This is a genomic window from Bacillota bacterium (assembly GCA_040755295.1).
Taxonomy (GTDB): Bacteria; Bacillota; Desulfotomaculia; order Desulfotomaculales; family Ammonificaceae; genus SURF-55.
Genome location: JBFMBK010000014.1, coordinates 1 through 18217, shown reverse-complemented (window position 1 = coordinate 18217; position 18217 = coordinate 1). Strand labels below are relative to the sequence as shown.

Here is an 18217-nt window from a genome sequence, read left to right as displayed (position 1 = left end):
GCAATACCGTCCGGTCGCAGCCGGCGCTTTCCGAGGATTTCATCGAAAATAGTGCTCTTTTAAAGGATTTCCATCAATGCCGTGTTTTACTAAAAGCCCAGGATCCGCCTCAGTTTTTTCGCCTGGGCCCTGGACAGCGGCACCTCACTCCGTTCCTTGTCCTCCACCACCAGGGAGTATGTCCCGTTAAAGAACGGGATGATCTCCTTTACCTTGTGCAGGTTGACAATAAAACACCGGTGCGTACGGAAGAAGATGTTCGCGTTCAGACGGGCTTCGAGCTCCTTCAGCGTAAAATGCGCCAGGTACCTTTCCCCGAAAGTCTTAAGAAAAACGGCGTCCCCTTCGGTGAAAACATATATGATATCGCCCTCGTTGACCAGGACGGTTTTCCCGCTTTTTTCGGCGGGCAGGCGGTCGATCCGGATCGTCGGGCCCGCGCCGGCCTCGCGTCCCGGGCCCCCGTCGCCGCCTTCCCGGGTTAAACGCAGAACCTTGTTAATCGCCTTCCGCAGCCGTTTTTCGTCTATCGGTTTCAAGATATAATCAACGGCGTTTACGTCAAACGCCTTAACGGCATACTCATCGTACGCGGTCACATAAATCACATGGGGCGGCTGGGGCAGTTCCTGTATGGCGGCGCCCAGTTCCAACCCGTTCATGCCCGGCATGGCGATATCCAAGAATAAAATGGAGTAGTCCAAAGCCTTAATCAGCGTCAGAGCTTCCTGAGCGTTTGTGGCCTCTCCCACCACCTCAACGTTGTCGATTTTGGAAAGCACGTACCGCAACTCCTGCCTTGCGGGATACTCATCGTCGACTATTAAGGCCTTAAGCTTCAACGGCGCTTGCTCCTTTCGCTTCAACAACCTGCCCCAAAAGAGGTATTCTGAACTGAACAACCGTTCCCCTGCCCTGCTCGCTCACCAGCTTGAGCCTGTAGTCGTCGCCGAAAAGACCTTTCATACGCTCGTTGACGTTCGAAAGACCGACGCCGCTCCCCGAACCGAACCCCGGCGTAAAGATCTTGGGCATAATCTCCGGCGGCACACCCATCCCGTCATCCGCGATCTCCACCGCCATTTCGTCGCCCTCACGCCGCACAGTGACGCGCACCGTTCCCATACCGACCTTCGGCATAATCCCGTGCTTAACCGCGTTTTCCACCAGCGGCTGCAGCGTCAGCACCGGCACCTGGTAATCGAGCAAACTTTTATCTATATTCCGGACAACCCTTAATTTTTCGTTAAAGCGCGCTTTTTCAAGCACAAGATAGGTGTTGACGCAGTCCAGTTCCTCCCGGAGCGTGGAGAAATGCCCCGTCGACTTGAGCGCGTGCCTGAAGAAAGAAGCGAGGCGTATAAGCAATCGCCGCGCCGTTTCCGGATTGGTGCGGCTGAACATCGTAATCGTGTTAAGCGTATTGAAAAGAAAATGCGGGTTGATCTGCGCGCGCAGGGCGTCCAGCTGAGCGCTGGTGACCAGCTGCGCCTGGAGGTGGAGCTCCGCGAGTTCCATCTGCACCCCCAGAAGCTGCGCCACACCGAGCGCCAGGTTGACCATCGACGGCGGGAGCGGACCTTCCTCCGTCCGGTAAAGCTTAACCGTTCCCATGACCTCACCCTTGCATTTCAAGGGCACGATCACCGCCGCCCCGAGGGGACACTGGCAGTCCTTCACCGGACACTCGAAATCGGCTTTTTTCTCCACGACCTTATGTTCCCCGGTCCTGATCACCCGTTTGGTGGCGCGGGTTACGATGCCGCCGCCGGCGGGATGCCGCTCGCAGCCCGGGCCGAGAAAAACCAGGATCCGTTCCCGGTCGGTGACGGCCACCGCGGGCACATCCCCGATGCGCTGGATGATTTCCGCCGTTTTACGCGCCGTTTCTTCGTTCAGCCCCCGCCGCATGTACGGCAGCACGGCGTTGGCGATCTTAAGCGTAGGATCGATGGCCTGACTGTCCATGCGGAAAACGCTCCGGCCGCGAAGTTCGTTGCGGTGGAGAAGAAAACAGGTCATTAAGTTGGCTCCCGCCAGGATCAGCCCCGCCCTCCAGAACTGCGGCCAGACCGCCGTAACGGCGGCCAGCACGCAAAGCTGCAGGAACATCATCCTGCCGGCCGTATTCCTGGCTAACGCTTTAAGGTAGCGCATGCCGAAAACCCCTTATTCGCTCCTTGCCTTTAAATAAAATATACTATAAATAACTTTTTCCGTAAATGACCGTAATCGCGGCAGGGAATTCAGGCCCTTCGCACCGAAAAGGCTCGGACTTTGTGTTTGAGACGGCGCCCAATCCCCCGGAAAGGCCGGCTCATATATTCCTGTTTGCTTTCCGGCTTCGTTTGTATTAAAATTAAATGTACGGGCGCGTAGCTCAGGGGGAGAGTGCTTGACTCACATTCAAGAGGTCGCTGGTTCGAAACCAGCCGCGCCCACCATGTTTTCCAATGACGACAATTTGACGACAGTTGCACCAAAAAACCCACCATTCGCCGGTGGGTTTCGTCAATTCAAGCCGCTTCGCGCCAGCCGAGCCGGTATATACAAAATAATGGTCAGCGCCACTTGCAGCCGCAATAAATGCAGTTTTCCTTATGAACACATATTACCTCACCGCATTCCGGACACGCCCATCTTCCCTTTTCGTGTCCGACGAAACTTCTTATGCCGAAACGCTTAATGTACGCCAGGTTTTCGATCATGCTCATGCCGTATTTCGTTTTGTAACGCTTGTCCAGGCGGTTCAGCCTGGGACAGGGAAATTCCTTGCATTTAAAGCAATACCCGGCTTTATCTTTCGCTATCATCTCGCAGTTCTTTATCCGGCACATCGCACAGGATTTGGATTTCAGAGCGTCATTCCCGTAGCAGCCGGGGCAGGCCTTTTTTTCCCTGATATAGGCGCGGCAAAGCCTGCAGTTCATACCGCACGGAGCGATCAACGTCGATTTGAACGGCAGCGGTCCCATCGTTTTTTGGGAGCTCATAATGATCCTCCTCCAGCTTCGATTTAAGTCGTTATCAGCTCTTTTTCGGCTTGTTGTAACCCTTATCGCCATAGGGCTGCAGGGATTGCAGCCACTTCTCCTCCAGCGCCGCGACAGCGTCTTGCCGGTTGTTTTCCGGGATTTGTTCCGGCTCCAGGGTTTCAACGACATCGAAGGTAAAGGCGCCGGCGCCGTGCCGGTCCCAGTCTTCCTGCAACGCCTTGTTACGGTGGCACCGCAGGTTCAACTGAAAGCGGTTGCTGTTGAGGCTTCCCGGCAGGTTCATGCCGGCAGCGACGAATATTTTCCCGTTGACATTGTTCTTTATCCGGTACACTCCCATGGGAAGGGGAGTCTGTTTGTACGCCGACTTGAGTTCTTTTCTCCTGTTCAACGTCGTCCAGCTCCTTTATACAGCGCTATCTTTGCGATGCTGCTCCCGGTCAGGGTTTGACCCAGTACGAGCGGCCGTCCGGCGTCCGGTCCATAAAACCGTAGTCGATCAGGCAGCGGCGCAGCACCGCATAGTCATTGTAAAACCGTTTCAGGACGGCGTTCACTTCTTTTTCGGTATAGTTCCTGCCCGCCTCGAAATACCTTAAGAGGTGCCTTAAGACGGCCACCCTCTTTTTCTCTTTAAGGGGGAACGAGTCAAGGGGCCCGTCCAGCCCCTGCTTGAAATAAGTTTTTAAGATCCTTTCGCTCTCCCCGCGGGTGATGGCAAAACGCTCGTCCACGCTTTTGGAACCGCGGGGGATCTCAATAAAGGCCTGCTTTCGGGGCGCCTTTTCCTCCAGCAGTTCCATCAGGGCGGAAAACACCCTGGCCTGTTTTTGCTTCTCCCTCAGGCTGAATCGATGATTGCGGACCGTCGACGCGCTTGTGCCGAGCGCTTTTGCCACCTCGCTGTCGCTACGGCCCTCGTGGAAGAGTTCGAGAATGGTTTTCTGATGGTCCGTCAAGCCCGTTAATTTCTTATCCAGGTCGAGCATGAAATGAAAAGCCGAGCGATGGCTTTCCGCGATGTGGACTTTAATGTATTTCCGCGCCTCATACAACCGGTCGCCGTCAGGATAAACGACACCGCCGGCAAAGCTTTCCCCGCATATGAGGCAGATGAATTCATCGCGCATCTGGTGGTGGACATAGCCCTCTTTGATCTCCTGCAGCGACGCCTGCCAGAACAGCTCCGACATATCGGTCATTCATAAACACTCCCTAAGTGCATCTACTAAATACATAGATATATTATAACTATGCCTACCATTTGGCAAGGATATTTTTCATATTTATACGGGGTTCCGTTAAAAGAAAAAAGGGCGGGCAAAACCCCCCTTTGGTGTTTATATTTGACCTACCCGATTATAATACTTTACAGGCCGAGCCGCAGCCGCCGCAAGCCTTCCACCGCTTTTTCGAGGGTCTCCCGCTTTTTGCAGAAACAGAACCGCACCTGGTCGATCCCCCTGGTATCTCCCGCGTAAAAAGACGTTCCGGGAACGGTGGCCACCCCTGTTTTCTCGATAAGCCAGCGGCTGAAATCAAAGTCGTCCTTTAAACCGAACCTCGCCGTCAGGTCGGATATTCCGACAAAAAAATAGTAAGCCCCTCCCGGAAGGTACGGCTTAAAACCGGTTTCCTCAAGCGCTTCATGCATGAAGTCCCGCGCGGCCTTGTATCTTTCGCCCAGTTCGAGGTAGTACTGTTCATCCGAGGCCAGCGCGTAAGCCGCCCCCTCCTGAAGCGGGGCGGGAGCCCCGACCGTCAGGAAATCATGGACCGTCCTTATGGCCCTGGTGATTTCGGGATTGGCAATGGCCCATCCCACCCGCCAACCGGTGAGGGAATAGGTCTTTGAGACCGAGTTGATGGTTATGGTCCTGTCCCTCATCCCGTCCAGGGACGCGATGGAAACATGCCGGTTGCCGTCATAGAGGATGTGTTCGTAAATCTCGTCGGTGACGGCGATGCAGTCCCACTTCATGCACAAACCGGCAATCTCCGCCAGTTCACGCCTGGAAAAGACTTTTCCGGTGGGGTTGTTCGGGGTGTTTATTACGATGGCCTTCGTCCTGTCGTTAAAGGCGTCCTTGAGTTCGTCAGGGTCGAAGGTCCAGTCGGGCGGGTGAAGCGTTATAAACCGCGGCTCGGCGCCGCACAGGATGCAGTCCGGGCCGTAATTCTCATAAAAGGGTTCGAAGATTATCACCTCGTCGCCGGGGTTGATTATGGCCTTCAGGGCCGAAATCATCGCTTCCGTCGCCCCGCAGGTCACGGTAATCTCGGTTTGCGGGTCCGCGGAGAAGCCGTTGTATTCCGCGACCTTCCGGGCGACGGCCTCCCTTAACGTAGGGCTCCCGAAAGTGACCGAATACTGGTTGATGTCTTCCATGATGGCCCTCACCGCCGCCTCCTTGATCCCCGAAGGCGCGGGAAAATCGGGGAAGCCCTGCGACAGGTTGATGCCGCCGGCCGTATTGCAGATCCTGGTCATTTCCCGGATCACGGACTCCCTGAAACTGCTGGCGACAGCGGAAATCTCCATCCAACCCCTCCCCTCTGAAAATAGATGTTCATTCTCACTCAGTCCAACATTTGCAATTGTTAACAGATGACACCCGAAGAACCAAAGCCGCTGTATCGTACTATCAGCACCAGATGCCTTCTGAGTGCTGGGCTGCCAGACTCTCTTGAGAACCGGCGTCTTATCCAAACTTTAACGCGAACAGACTGATTCTCAAAGGCCGATAAATGCCGCCTGCCTCCCTTAATTCTCTGTTTTCTTCGCTGTTCCTCCGTTTACGCCGGTCTCTTCCTGTTTTGGGCCGATGGAAGTCCCGCGGCAGACGGCGTAATGAAAAAACGTCTCCCCACGGCCCCCGGGCGGTACGAACGGCATCTGTTCCTTCGGGCAATTACACAGCCGTCTGGTCCGATAGTCCTACAAAAAAATGAGTCTCCCGCCCGGCGAAAAAACGGAAATCCGGTTGTATTTCAAGGTAGAACGTTTATACGGTGCAAAGGAGGTAACAACATGCGGACATTAAAAAGACTACTCGTCCTTACCATGGCGCTTGTATCTCTAAGCCTGTTTACGACCGCTTCCGCCTTCGCTGCATCGGACTGGAACCCTGATCCGGCTGATGGGGCTTCAGGGGTGCGCCTCATGCCCACCTTGAGCTGGGGCGGGCCTCCGGGCGCCAAATTCGTCGTCTATCTTGACGGCGTCTGCGTCGCCACCACGAGAGAGCACTCGTGGACCGTTACCAAAAAACTCGCCCTGCAGCCCGGGACAACCCACACCTGGAAGGTAACCGTCAAGAATAGCGGAAAGAAGTCGGAAGAAACCCCCGCGTGGTCGTTCACCACGGCTACGGCAAACCAGCCGGACCCGCCATCCGACCCTTCGCCGGCCGACGGGGCCACCGGGGTTAAGATGGCGCCCATGCTCAAATGGAAGGGTTGCAATTTCGGTCCGGATGATCCGGTGAAATATCAGATATTCTTTGAAATCGCGGGCGATTGGCAGAAGGTCCAAGTAACGGAAGAGACTTCGTGGCAGATATTCCCGAGACAGGCGTGGAAACTCGGCCTGGCGCCCAATACAACCCACCGCTGGTACGTAACGGCCAAGGACGGCACCGGGCTTAAGACGCAGGGACCGGTCTGGTCGTTCACCACCGGGACCTACCCCTGGATTACCGCGGGCAGGTTCAGCATGACGCCGTTCGGGCCAAAAAAGCCCGACTACGCGTCGCTTTGTTCCGAGTATAACTATGGACCTTCCGATATCGTAGACATCACCGGTGAAAACTTCGGCAACAATATGGGCCGCGTGAAGTTCGTCAGTAAGGAGACCGGCGAGATAATATGGATCACCGAAGAAGACTCCCGTTACGGTAAAATCTTGTCCTGGTCGAAAAACGCGGTCCAGGTTCAGCTGCCCGGCCCTCAAGCGTTCAACCGCGGCCGAGGGTTCCCGTTCGACAGTGTTTATAAGCTGAAAGTCGAGAAGGTAAACGGCAAGCTGAGCAACCCCGTATGGGTGTACATCCACCCCGGCCTCGGCGACCAGAAATGACGCCCTTACGAGCGGGGCGGCGTTTTTTAGAAGACTTCTTTCCTTTAGCTTTTAGGAAGAAGTACGAACATCGCCGCGAAGGTCGTGCCGTTGACCTAATCGGACGAATTTCCTATAAGAAATAGGTCCATGGTCCGGCCGAAAAATAGAAGTTTCGTTGTATTCTATAATATAGAAAGCACTATTCCAGCAAAGGAGGCAACAGTATGACGAAACTGAAACCACTACTGATCCTGGCCTTGGCGGTAATAGTTACCGGCCTGCTCGCGGCCCCCGCCTTCGCCGGCGCTCCTTATGCTCCCGTATGTCTCTCGCCGGCTAACGGAGCGACGGGAGTGGAGATGCTGCCGACATTCAGTTGGACTGGCGGCGACCCCGACGGCGATGCAGTAAAATATGTGGTTTTTGTGGACAACGTCAGAGCCGGCGCCACCACGGGGACCTCTTTCAAACTGACGGGGCTGCATGCCCTGGAACCTGAGAAGGAGCATACCTGGTATGTGAAGGCCAAGGACGGCACGGGGTTCGTAACGGTCGGGCCGGTCTGCAGGTTCATGACCGGTGTTTATCCCTGGATAACCGGTCTCGGCAGCCAGGGCGAATACCGGCCGACTTACCCGGTATACATCAACGGGGTTCACTTCGGTAACACGATGGGGGTCGTGAAAATCATCAACACGGCAAACGGCGCTTCCCGCACTATAACCGGATTTCGCGACTTCGGCAAGATCCTGTCCTGGTCGGACAACCAGGTCCTGGTCGTACTGCCGCCCGTGCAGTACTGGGGTGGAAACATGTCTCTACCCAACACCTACAAGATTATGGTCAAAGACGCAACCGGCGTCTGGAGTAACAAGGCCGAGCTTTACATCGCCTACGGCGGCGGCGGGACCACGTGGTAGACGCAAATAGGATTTTAATCGGTGTGCAGCGGGTAAACAGGGCGGCCGGTCCGTAAGGACCGCCGCCCTGTTTTTTTATTCCTTAATTCAACGAGACCCACACCCGGCTGTAACGGTTCCGTTACTCCTCGAAAAGCACGGCGGTGCCGCTCGCGCTGACCATCAGCATGTTTCCGCCCGCACCGGTGCCGATGGTCTCATAGTCCAGGTCCACCCCCACCACGGCGTTTGCGCCAAGTTTTCCCGCCTGATCGACCATTTCGTCAAGAGCAAGGGTTTTGGCCTTCCGCAACTCCTGTTCGTATGTCCCGGATCTTCCCCCGACAATATCCCGTAAACCGGCAAAAAGGTCCTTAAATATATTGGCCCCCATGATCGCCTCGCCGCTTACCAGGCCGAGATACTTGACTATTTTCTTCCCTTCGATATTCGGCGTAGTCGACACCAGCATGTTACTACCTCCCGTCAGCAGTAAGATAATTAAGAACCAGTATACACCAAACGGAATCGAAAATGCACGCGGCCGACGCTAAACGGTCTCTTCGAAGAATTATTACAACGAGCCGGAATTCTTATGATATTATTTAGTCTTGGGATAATTTAAAGGGGTGTTCTCTAAATGGCCACAAAAAACGCGGCCGTAATGGCCGCGCTGATCGGAAACTTCCTGATCGCAACCGCCAAGCTGACCGCGGCGCTTATAACCCATAGTTCCTCAATGCTTGCCGAATTCCTGCACTCACTGGCCGACGTAGGCAATCAGGTGCTGCTTCTGGTGGGCATCAGCCGCAGCACACGCCCGCCGGACACCGAGCACCCTTTCGGGTACGGAAAGGAAAGATACTTCTGGGCTTTTTTGGTCGCCGTAACCATGTTCTTCGTCGGCGCTGTTTTGTCGATATATAAAGGTGTGGAAGGAGTTTTGCACCCGCACCGCCTTGAAGATCCGCTCGTGAATTATATTGTGCTGGGACTTTCCGTCCTGTTTGAAAGCTACTCCCTCCGCACCGCCATACGAGAATTAAAAAGCCTCCGGAAAGGCTCCCTTTTCAGCAACCTGCGGCAGACGAAAGATCCCACCCTTTTAATCGTATTCTTTGAAGATACCGCCGCCATGCTCGGCATCGTCCTTGCCGCCCTGGGAATCTTCTTAAGCCACATCATGAATAATTCCGTTTTTGACGCTCTCGCCTCGGTTTTCATCGGCCTGGTACTGGCGACCGTCGCGTTTTATCTTGCCCGGAACACCATGGGTTTTCTTATCGGCCAGAGCGCGTCTTCTCATGACCGCAATTTAATCATTGCCGCTGTCGAGGAGGTGCCCGAGGTCGTCGCACTTCTTGAGGTTCTTACAATGCACGTCGGCCCGGAACAAATCCTTGTAAACCTTCACGTTAAATTCAAGGAGGGCCTTTCCACCGACGAGTTGGAGCGTGTTATCGACAAGGTGGAAAAGAGCATCCGGAATGCGGTGCCGGAAGTCTGCCGCATTTTTGTAGAGGCGGAATCACTACGTAAGCTGAAGCCGCTGCCGGTAAACTAGCACGCGGCTTATCCCTTGCGGAACCGTGCAAAACTTAATGGGGCGCGGCTTTTATCGCAATCAGGCCGGGCATTACCTGAACCGAACGCTGTAAGCCGCGCCCGCTATTCTTAATCATTCATCAACGAAGAATCCCCCGGGTGACGGCACAGGACCGGCAAAGGTCTGCCGCGACCTCACATTCCACCGTCCTTAAGCCCTCCGGACCAACGAAAGCTTATGATTATGCCGCTCCGTCCCGGAAACCTGCTGCTTTTCAAAGCCGGGCAATATACGTGCATCCGGACAGTTTTCCTTCCAGATCTCAACATGCAGCCGCTCACCGGCGTCATAAGCCGCATTCAGAACCGCCGCGACCCTTGCCCCGAAGACCTCCCCCCGATCGCAACGGGCGGCGATGGCGGCTGAGAGCGGAGCATGAAGGTATCCCAGACGGCGGCCCCAGGGAGCCAGCACCATAATGGCATTGGGGTCATTAGGCTCATCGGGGTCACGTTCAAGGGTAACCCGGACCCCCGGTTCGAGCCTTGCCAATTGATCAAATCTGAAGTTATGGCGCAGGCCGACCGTCCGGGTGATGAAATGTGTGGCTTTAACGAAGTAGTCCTCTAACGTCAAAGCCGCCGGTCCCAGGACAGACCCGAGGATCAGCAGCAGACGCTTGTCCCGGTTGAGATTGCTGTGGTAAAGCTCGGCGGCCGTATTCAAAAGAATTTCTTCCGGCACGTATTTCGCCAGCAGCTTGGTCGCCGTAAGGTGCCACCGGCTGATGCGCTGCATTTGATATATTCCGGCCCAGATGGCCCCAGCCTGAAGATGCCGGATGCCCCGGATAATGTAAAAGAAATCATCTGCGCTTCCGTTCCAATCCTCGATATAGCCCAGCCGGGAAACGTCTTTTAGAAGTTCCAACCTAACCGCCTTCTTTTCGTTGTTAAATCTTTTGGCAGAGCAAGGTTTTTTTATCCATCAACGACGGCCGCAGAAATTATTAATACCCTCCTCTATAGATGACGTTTATAACCGCATTTTACAGAAATGGGCGCGGAAACCCAACAGGAGGCGCGTAATATTACGGTTTTGCGTCCTGAAACCCCGCTTTCAGGTTGTGAAAATCAACCGGCTGGCTGCAAGGTAAATGTGGAATGATTACCGGAAGGTGGAACACGATTCAGGTCCGGACCGTGCCGAAAGAGCCCGTATCCTTAAGAGCTTAACCGCTGCTGTTTGAAGCGCGCCAACAGAGACCGACAATTCAGACTTAATTCTTACCGCCCTGGAACTTCCTGAAGAGCAGTTTAAGGATATACGAAGAAACAATGTAGAATATACCGAGGAAGACCAGCAGGCCTTCCGTGATTCTCTTATACTGCCAGTGCGGCACATATACTTCGATCATAACGGCAGTCAGTAAAAACAGAACTCCCGTGACGATTCTAAGAGCCTGCCATTTATCCCTCATTTATTTTCCCTCGTAAATCACGGCATGTACCATAGGCCGGGGCGCCGGAGGTCCGGTCGCGATGGTATACGCGTTGGCCACCAGTTCCTTTGCCTTCTCCACCCCTTTATTCCCCGCCAGGAGATACGCCAGGGGCTCGCCGGTTTCCACCTGTGTGCCGACCTTCGCCGCCAGCAGCACTCCGACCGCCGGGTCGACGGCCTCGTCTTTACGTGACCGGCCGGCGCCTAGAAGCCGTGCGGCCTCGCCCACCGGTTGGGCGTTGATTTGAACCACATACCCCGCCCTGGGGCTGAGAACCGGTATCTTCTGCGGGGCCTGCGGCAGAATCCCCGGGTCATCCGCCACCCGCGGGTTGCCGCCCTGCGCCTGCACCCACTCCTTGAATTTGGCAAACGCGCTGCCGTCCCAGAGCATTTCCTGAAGCCTCGACCGCGCCTCTTCCAGATTGGAAGCCAGGCCGCCCAAAACCAGCATCCGGCTTCCGAGCCCAAGACACAGTTCGGTCAGGTCAAGCGGTCCCTGACCACCCAGGGTTGCTATGGCTTCGGCCACCTCGATCGCGTTGCCGATGGCGTATCCGAGGGGCTGGTCCATATTCGTGATCAGCGCCGCCACTCGCCGCCCGGCCCGCTGGCCGATTGAAACCATCAGCCTCGCCAGTTCCCATGCCGCCTCCGCGTCCTCGATAAAGGCGCCGCTTCCGGTCTTAACGTCGAGGACAATCGCATCGGCGCCGCAGGCCAGTTTCTTTGACATAACACTCGCCGCAATCAAAGGTATATTGTCTACGGTGGCGGTAACATCCCGCAAGGCATACAGCTTCCGGTCCCCGGGAACGATCGCCTCCGTCTGCGCGACCACGGCCACTCCCACCCGGTTGACCTGGGCGATGAAGGCCTCGGGTTCGAGCGCCGTATTGAAACCCGGGATGGATTCCAGCTTGTCTACGGTCCCACCGGTATGTCCGAGGCCTCTGCCGGACATCTTGGCCATCTTCGCCCCGGCAGCGGCCACGAGCGGCGCCAGCACCAGCGTCGTCTTGTCGCCTACCCCGCCGGTGGAGTGCTTATCCACCTTAATCCCGGATATTCCGGACAGGTCCAGCCGTTCCCCGGAACGGAGGAGCGCCTCGGTAAGCGCGACCGTTTCCGCCGAGTTAAAACCCCTGATGTATACGGCCATGAGCCAGGCCGCAGCCTGATAATCAGGTATCTCACCCGAAACGTATTTCTGAATGAACCAGCTGATTTCCCGCGCCGTAAGACGTTCCCCGTCGCGCTTCTTTCTGATAATCCTGCCGGCTTCCAACTTCGCCTACCCCCTTGAAAATAGTTCAAAGTTCTAAGTTCACGGTTCAAAGTTTAAGGAACCAAAGAGAGTTTTGCTGCGATAGAAGCCGCCTGAATTACTTCTGTTTTCATCACTTCTGATGAGCGGCCCCCGGTTGCATAGCGAACTCCTCTGTGCTGTACTGGTAGACCGTATCGGAAACCAGGTGGAGAACTTTCAAAGAAACTTTTGTGGGAGATTTATCCTGATTTCAGATAATAAATTCTTTCTCTCGATATAAATAATGGTCTCCGGCAACCGCGAACCAAGTTTATAAAAACGTATGGAACTTTACAACAGCTTCGCCGCAAAACTCTCCCCGACCGGCCATTCGAAACCGATCAGCGCCGCTATCGTCGCTCCGACATCGGCAAAGGTCGAGCGGATACCGAGAGATACCCCGCCCGCCAAACGCGGTCCCCACACCATAAGCGGCACGTACTCCCGTGAGTGGTCGGTGCTCGGGGTCGTGGGGTCGCACCCGTGGTCCGCCGTGATAAAAAGCGCTCCGTCTTCAGGAACCGCCCCAAGCATCTCCGGCAGGGCGTTATCGAACTCCTTAAGCGCCTCGGCAAAACCGGCCGGGTCGTTCCGATGTCCGTAAAGCATATCAAAATCAACCAGGTTCGTAAAAAGCAGCCCTTTTCTCATATTGCGCAAAGCCGCAATGGTCCGGCGCATGTTTTCCGTATTATTCCCTGCAGGAATGCTTCTGCTTATTCCTCTGCCGGTAAAAATGTCTTTAATCTTCCCCACCCCGGTTACGGTGTAACCATTATCGGTCATCAAGTCCAGGACTGTGGGTTTCGGGGGCGGCAGGGAAAAGTCGTGACGCCGTTCTGTCCGCCGGAAGCCTCCCGGAACACCGGTAAAAGGCCGGGCGATCACCCGGGCTACCGCATGCTCACCGGTAAGAATATCCCGTGCAATGCGGCATATGCGGTAGAGTTCATCAACGGGAATCACCCCTTCGTGCGCCGCGATCTGGAAGACGCTGTCCGCGGATGTGTAAACAATCGGACGGGCGGAGTTCACATGTTCGGCGCCGAGTTCTTCGATGATCGCCGTACCCGAGGCTGCTTTATTACCCAGCACCTGCCGCCCGGTCTGTTTTTCAAAGGCTTGGATTATCTCCTGGGGAAAACCTTGCGGGTATACGGGGAAAGGACGGTCAAGGATTACTCCGGTCAGTTCCCAATGGCCTGTGGTGGTGTCCTTCCCGGGAGAACGCTCCGCCATCCTGGCCCAGGCCGCCGCCGGTGTCTCCGCCGGCGCTACCCCTTTTATAGCACTGATATTCCCCAAACCGAGCCGCTTTAGGTTCGGAAGATCCAGCCCGCCCGCAGCTTCAGCCAAATGCCCCAGGGTGTCGCTGCCTTCGTCCCCGTAACGTGCCGCGTCGGGCAATGCGCCGACTCCCACACCGTCCAGGACTACGATTATTACTTTTGTGACGGTTGTTGTTACCATGTTCCCGTTAAGCCCGCGGGTGAGAATGGTCGTACACTTCCCGTAAGCGTTTTCCGGTCAGGTGCGTATAAATCTGGGTGGTGCTGATGTCGGCGTGACCAAGAAGCTCCTGCACCACCCGCAAATCGGCGCCGTTTTCGAGAAGGTGGGTGGCGAATGAATGCCGCAAGGTATGCGGCGACAGTTTCTTAAAAACCCCGCTGACTTTGGCGTATCCCTTCAGCAGTTTCCAGAAAGCTTGTCTTGTCAGCCGTTCGCCCCGGCGGTTTACAAAAAGCGCATCCCGGGCGTGGCCGTCACACAAAACCGGTCTTCCCCGTTCGAGGTATTCAAGCAGGCAGCGCCGGGCTATCCGGCCGACCGGAACAACCCTCTCCCGCGCCCCCTTGCCGAAAACACGCACGTATCCGGACTCAAAATTAACGTTTTCCACGTTGAGGCCCACCAGTTCCGACACCCGAACGCCGGTGGCGTAAGCAAGCTCCAGCATCGCCCGGTCCCTCAGTCCCGTAGGCGTGTTGGCGCGAGGAACTACCAGTATCTTCTCCACCTCATCGGTGGTTAAAACCCGCGGCAGACGTTGAATCAACTTGGGGGAATTAAGTTCCGTCGTCGGATCCTCGTTGAGGCGTTCCACCCGGATCAAATAGCCGAAAAAGGCTTTCAGCGCGGCCAACCGCCGCGCAACCGTTGCCGCGCTCAAACCGCCGCGCTGGAGTTCAAGAAGGTAAGTCAGAACAGCGTCACGCAAGCCGCCGGGTACCTTAAATTTGCGTTCCTTAACAAAACCCATAAAATGCGTGATATCGGAACGGTAAGCCCAAACCGTGTTTTGCGCCAGTCCCCTCTCTACCTGCAAAAAATCTGAAAACTCCTGAAGCCAGTCTTCAAGTACCAGTTTTGCCCTCTCCCTGCTTCAACTCATGTCATATTGGCGGTAAATCCCCGATAATCCCAAGCGACTTCTTTGTAACTTATTAATTTTCGCTTGAAAAACAAAAACTCCTTCCAGTTTCGAGGAAGGATAAAAAAACAAAAACAGCTTACGGCTGCAGTTCGCCGTTGTGATAATCCCTCAGTTTATCAATCAGTATATCGAAAACATTTTCGTCACGGGCCCCCGGTGCCTGTTCGCGGTCCAGGGTCTGACCGGCGGCGGCCTTCTCCGGCCCGGGCGATTCGCGCGAGCGGTTGGCCATCACTTCCGCCGTCCGCACCACGCCGTAGACACCCAGGATCAAGGCGGCCAGGAGTACCAGCAGAAAAAGGAACCTAACCATCTTCAGCAGCTGCCACCGCGTAAGAAGCACGAAAATCATTCTTCAAACCCCCTCATTCCTCTATTGCAGGCAAGATAACCTGCGCTATGCCGGGCACGAGGTATGCTTCAACCAGCCCCGCTCCCAGGGCCATAGCCGCCATCAGTGCCATCATCGCCGTATAACGCAGAAACCACGGGAACACAGCGGTTTCCCGGTCGAACCAACGCCGCAGGAGCAGCAAGAAAAATGAAAAGGAGGCAACCGAGGCGATAAGAAGTACAACCAGCATCAATACGTTTTGCGGGAAAACCTCGGCGAGGACCAGCCCCAGACCGTAGACCCCTTTCTGACGCACAAGCAGACCCGACGTAAACCCGAGCGCGTAGCCCCGCAGGAACAAGACGCCGGCCACTACCGGTACCGCAATCATGGTAAGGCCCGCGACGTAGATAACCATGACGGGAACCACGTTTCTCACGGCAGCCTGGCGGAAAACCGGGCTCCTGTCGTGCGCGGCGTTGGACTGTACCAGACGGATTGCGTAATCCTCCAGTCCGGCGGCTTCTTTCCCGTCAAGATGGAAAGCGCTTTGTACCCCCCACGAAAACCCCGCGGCAAAAATCACTAGAGCCAGGATATATAGAAACCAACAACGCCTTAAGGAAGAAACCAGGAAAACACGCATCAGGTCACCGAAAGCGTAGGTGGGGCGTTTGAGAACAAAATACGGACGCCGCAAAGAACACCCCTCCCGCAGCCTGTCCGAATCCAGGTCAGTTTCAGGCGCAATCGTCCCTGCGAAATTGTATGCCGACCCGAAACCCGATATGCCGCAGGGCATAAAGGCCGGGTATCCCGCGTAAAATCCTTTAAACGTTTTAGAATCAGGTGGAACAAGCCGTTCAGAAGTGCGGCATTAAGGGGGGTGAACCGATGCAGATAATCATCACATCACGAAGCATATACGTTTACGGTTCCGCTTGGCAGGTTTTCAACCATATCAGCAAGGTTTGCGGAAACGGCACGGCGACTTTAAAGGAGTACCTCAGCGGCCAAATTCATTAAGGTCAAGCTGTCAGCTGTTATGGCGGCGCCTCCCTCTCGATCTGCATAACTGCCGAATTCGGCGGCGGCTTGAGTCGTCTGCTAAAAAGTTTTGTTGTCTGATTATTTCTTAATTAAACCTAAACCAAGTTTTGCAGAAACTTCAGCCAGTTTTTTGTCAAGTGTCCATATCGCTGCGCCCGACAATTGTGCCGACGCAATTAGGTGGATATCTATATATCCTAATCCCTTTCTCATCAGTCGATTGTTTTCGATGCACTGTAAAACCTCTTCATGCTCTGCTTGGATCACCAAAGGTAGTGCTCGAAGAAGTGATAGGATTTCAGATCTATTCTTGAGATTCCCACAGGCAAGTTCACCAATGATGAAGGAATGGCTTAAAACTTCTCCATCATTCAATAACTTTTCAAGGTCAAGATTCCCCTCCCGCAGGTGAGACACCCACACCGAGGTATCAACGAGGATCATTTTGTTGCGCTGCCGTCCTTCTGCGAGGTGTCATTTTCAGGTTCTTTTCTGTTCCGCCCAACTTGGCAAGCCTTTTACTGCTTTCTCGTGCAATTAAGGCTTCCAGCCCAAGCTTTACTAAGAGTGTTTTTTCCTTAATGCCGGTTAGTTTTGATGCCTTGTCGATTAACTTGTCTTCTATATTTAAGGTTGTCCGCATAGTCCATCACCTCATTTATACATATTAGTATGCATAATTGATGCATAGATGTCAAGTGCAAAGTAGTGATTTGAGATACCATATTAACTCCTTCTAACGGTCATCAAGTTTTTGGTTGTGGTGGAATAGGAAGCCGCTGAACGACTGAAATCAGTATTCTTCCCGCCAACGTTGATGTCTCGGAAAAGCGCAACATAGGTCTTCATTTGATCACCACTTCGAGCGTGACGCTACTATCAGCGCATAAACGACCTGCGGGTCAGCCGCTGGCGTGTTGCGCCCGGCTACACGGCAGCCAAGTGGCGACACCCTCACCGCTACATTGTTGGCCGGGCACGACTGATGGCAAGTGTACCTCCAAGAGATGCGAGCAAGCACCAGATCACTTAGAACGCAGCGCGGTAGCCGGTCGGCTGCAACCGCGTGTCGGGTGGACCAACTGTCAAGTCAAACCGATGTAGATTTCAGCTTGACCCACTTCCTGACCACGGCCTCGAGGGCTTTGCGTTTCTGCTTGACCTCGGCTATCGTCTGAAAGCGAGCAAAGCGCACGTGTTGGCCGTCGCCTTCCAAGAGGCCCGTGTCATCATGGAGTCGCTCCGGTGTGAAACATCAGTTGCACATGGCTCTTGGTTCGCACCACAATTGAAGCGATGTTCCCGTGATACATAAAGGTGGGGCACTTCCACTTGATGGCTTCTTCGATTTTGCTGTTAACGCCCAAGATGATTTCACGGAGCCGCTCCATCTCTGCTTTATAGGGGTGGTTGAGACTTGCCATGAATTCATCCACGACGGGGTTTCGAGGCATGTTTTTTTCCTTACAGTGATAAGATGGGTGGCACATTCGTCTGAATGATACTCCGGTGCAGTTACTCTTCAAGAGTTCGTCATGGCGAGACTTGTCCAGCTAACGCCGCGGTTCACTGGGCGGCCCGTCTTTTTGGGCCGATCCAGTGCAACTGCTTGTTCGCTTTCAGCGATAGATGTCTTTTCTGTGCCCAACTTTCACCACGGTGACTGAGCGCTTTTCGTCTTGGACTGAGTATACAAGGCGGTATCGCCCTTGCCTCAGTCGGTAGCGGTCCTGACCCGTTAGCTTTTCGCACCCGGGTGGCCGCGGGTCCGCCGCGAGCGATTTGATGCGGGTTAGGATTTTTCTTAGATCCTTTTTCGGGATGCCATCGAGATCCTTCTGAACGGATTCCTTGAAAAAGACGCTATATGCGGCCATCTTTTCTGAGCCTCGTGACCATTTCATCGTAGGGAATCGCCGGCTCTTCCGCTCTTTCGTCAAATGCAGCCAGATCTTCGGCATCCTCGGCGAGCGCCTCTCTGACGGCTTCGTTTACAAGTTCGGATAAGGATTGGTTGGTCTCTACGGCTTTAAGCCGCAGCGCTTTATGCAAATCGGGGTCAAAGTAGATGGTCGCCCTCTTG

The 18217-nt window shown here is 54.7% G+C and carries 23 protein-coding genes and 1 tRNA gene; 5 read left to right on the top strand and 19 right to left on the bottom strand.

Annotated elements, in window-relative coordinates:
• Nucleotides 1-89: 89 nt before the first annotated feature.
• Complete coding sequence (locus AB1500_10365) at nt 90-842, bottom strand: LytTR family DNA-binding domain-containing protein (protein ID MEW6183559.1); 753 nt, start codon at nt 840-842, stop codon at nt 90-92.
• Nucleotides 832-2157 carry a histidine kinase gene (locus tag AB1500_10360; GenBank protein ID MEW6183558.1) on the bottom strand — a complete coding sequence of 442 codons (1326 nt, stop codon included), beginning with the start codon at nt 2155-2157 and terminating at the stop codon, nt 832-834. The genes AB1500_10365 and AB1500_10360 overlap by 11 nt, the downstream gene beginning before the upstream one ends.
• 212 nt (nt 2158-2369) lie before the next feature.
• Here AB1500_10360 and AB1500_10355 point away from each other — a divergent pair.
• Nucleotides 2370-2444: transfer RNA gene (locus AB1500_10355), tRNA-Val, on the top strand.
• 117 nt (nt 2445-2561) lie between these two features.
• On the opposite strand, the gene AB1500_10350 is transcribed toward AB1500_10355, so the two are convergent.
• From AB1500_10350 to AB1500_10335, 4 genes are all read right to left on the bottom strand, one after another.
• Complete coding sequence (locus AB1500_10350) at nt 2562-2993, bottom strand: DUF3795 domain-containing protein (GenBank protein MEW6183557.1); 432 nt, start codon at nt 2991-2993, stop codon at nt 2562-2564.
• A 34-nt stretch (nt 2994-3027) separates the two neighbouring features.
• A complete protein-coding gene (locus tag AB1500_10345) occupies nt 3028-3387 on the bottom strand; it encodes a GIY-YIG nuclease family protein (protein ID MEW6183556.1) in 360 nt (119 codons plus the stop codon).
• Between the two features lie 49 nt (nt 3388-3436).
• Entirely contained in the window at nt 3437-4198 is a 762-nt protein-coding gene (locus AB1500_10340; protein MEW6183555.1) for a DUF2087 domain-containing protein, read from the bottom strand.
• A gap of 167 nt (nt 4199-4365) precedes the next feature.
• Entirely contained in the window at nt 4366-5538 is a 1173-nt protein-coding gene (locus tag AB1500_10335) for an aminotransferase class I/II-fold pyridoxal phosphate-dependent enzyme (protein ID MEW6183554.1), read from the bottom strand.
• Nucleotides 5539-6027: 489 nt separating this feature from the next.
• On the opposite strand from AB1500_10335, the gene AB1500_10330 reads away from it, so the two are divergent.
• On the top strand, nt 6028-7074 hold the full coding sequence (locus tag AB1500_10330) for a hypothetical protein (protein ID MEW6183553.1): 1047 nt from the start codon (nt 6028-6030) through the stop codon (nt 7072-7074).
• A 206-nt stretch (nt 7075-7280) separates the two neighbouring features.
• Nucleotides 7281-7976 (top strand): hypothetical protein, encoded by a 696-nt coding sequence (locus AB1500_10325; protein ID MEW6183552.1) that lies wholly within the window; start codon nt 7281-7283, stop codon nt 7974-7976.
• A 121-nt stretch (nt 7977-8097) separates the two neighbouring features.
• On the opposite strand, the gene AB1500_10320 is transcribed toward AB1500_10325, so the two are convergent.
• A complete protein-coding gene (locus AB1500_10320) occupies nt 8098-8427 on the bottom strand; it encodes a heavy metal-binding domain-containing protein (protein ID MEW6183551.1) in 330 nt (109 codons plus the stop codon).
• A gap of 168 nt (nt 8428-8595) precedes the next feature.
• Here AB1500_10320 and AB1500_10315 point away from each other — a divergent pair, with 168 nt between their 5' ends.
• The gene (locus AB1500_10315; protein MEW6183550.1) at nt 8596-9519 is read left to right on the top strand and encodes a cation diffusion facilitator family transporter; all 924 of its coding nucleotides are present in this window, start codon (nt 8596-8598) and stop codon (nt 9517-9519) included.
• A gap of 192 nt (nt 9520-9711) precedes the next feature.
• Here AB1500_10315 and AB1500_10310 read toward each other — a convergent pair whose 3' ends face one another.
• From AB1500_10310 to spoIIM, 7 genes are all read right to left on the bottom strand, one after another.
• Complete coding sequence (locus AB1500_10310) at nt 9712-10431, bottom strand: HIRAN domain-containing protein (GenBank protein MEW6183549.1); 720 nt, start codon at nt 10429-10431, stop codon at nt 9712-9714.
• 349 nt (nt 10432-10780) lie between these two features.
• The gene (locus AB1500_10305) at nt 10781-10981 is read right to left on the bottom strand and encodes a hypothetical protein (protein ID MEW6183548.1); all 201 of its coding nucleotides are present in this window, start codon (nt 10979-10981) and stop codon (nt 10781-10783) included.
• Entirely contained in the window at nt 10982-12292 is a 1311-nt protein-coding gene (locus AB1500_10300; protein ID MEW6183547.1) for a thymidine phosphorylase, read from the bottom strand. It abuts the gene before it with no gap.
• Between the two features lie 312 nt (nt 12293-12604).
• Nucleotides 12605-13783 carry a phosphopentomutase gene (locus AB1500_10295; protein MEW6183546.1) on the bottom strand — a complete coding sequence of 393 codons (1179 nt, stop codon included), beginning with the start codon at nt 13781-13783 and terminating at the stop codon, nt 12605-12607.
• Between the two features lie 7 nt (nt 13784-13790).
• Nucleotides 13791-14681 carry a site-specific tyrosine recombinase XerD gene (xerD, locus tag AB1500_10290; GenBank protein MEW6183545.1) on the bottom strand — a complete coding sequence of 297 codons (891 nt, stop codon included), beginning with the start codon at nt 14679-14681 and terminating at the stop codon, nt 13791-13793.
• 145 nt (nt 14682-14826) lie between these two features.
• Complete coding sequence (locus AB1500_10285; GenBank protein MEW6183544.1) at nt 14827-15102, bottom strand: hypothetical protein; 276 nt, start codon at nt 15100-15102, stop codon at nt 14827-14829.
• Nucleotides 15103-15115: 13 nt separating this feature from the next.
• The gene (gene spoIIM, locus AB1500_10280) at nt 15116-15784 is read right to left on the bottom strand and encodes a stage II sporulation protein M (protein MEW6183543.1); all 669 of its coding nucleotides are present in this window, start codon (nt 15782-15784) and stop codon (nt 15116-15118) included.
• Between the two features lie 194 nt (nt 15785-15978).
• On the opposite strand from spoIIM, the gene AB1500_10275 reads away from it, so the two are divergent.
• On the top strand, nt 15979-16110 hold the full coding sequence (locus AB1500_10275; protein MEW6183542.1) for a hypothetical protein: 132 nt from the start codon (nt 15979-15981) through the stop codon (nt 16108-16110).
• A gap of 102 nt (nt 16111-16212) precedes the next feature.
• Here the strand turns inward: AB1500_10275 and AB1500_10270 are convergent, their stop codons facing one another.
• From AB1500_10270 to AB1500_10250, 5 genes are all read right to left on the bottom strand, one after another.
• Nucleotides 16213-16578: a type II toxin-antitoxin system VapC family toxin gene (locus tag AB1500_10270; GenBank protein ID MEW6183541.1), complete on the bottom strand. Its 366-nt coding sequence runs from the start codon at nt 16576-16578 to the stop codon at nt 16213-16215.
• Nucleotides 16565-16777, bottom strand: coding sequence for a type II toxin-antitoxin system VapB family antitoxin (locus AB1500_10265; protein ID MEW6183540.1), 213 nt, complete (start codon nt 16775-16777; stop codon nt 16565-16567). The genes AB1500_10270 and AB1500_10265 overlap by 14 nt, the downstream gene beginning before the upstream one ends.
• A 586-nt stretch (nt 16778-17363) precedes the next feature.
• On the bottom strand, nt 17364-17588 hold the full coding sequence (locus AB1500_10260) for a DUF1801 domain-containing protein (GenBank protein ID MEW6183539.1): 225 nt from the start codon (nt 17586-17588) through the stop codon (nt 17364-17366).
• Between the two features lie 165 nt (nt 17589-17753).
• A complete protein-coding gene (locus tag AB1500_10255) occupies nt 17754-18011 on the bottom strand; it encodes a type II toxin-antitoxin system RelE/ParE family toxin (GenBank protein ID MEW6183538.1) in 258 nt (85 codons plus the stop codon).
• The coding region (locus tag AB1500_10250; protein MEW6183537.1) for a CopG family transcriptional regulator at nt 17998-18217 on the bottom strand (220 nt) is incomplete at its 5' end. The genes AB1500_10250 and AB1500_10255, both read right to left, overlap by 14 nt.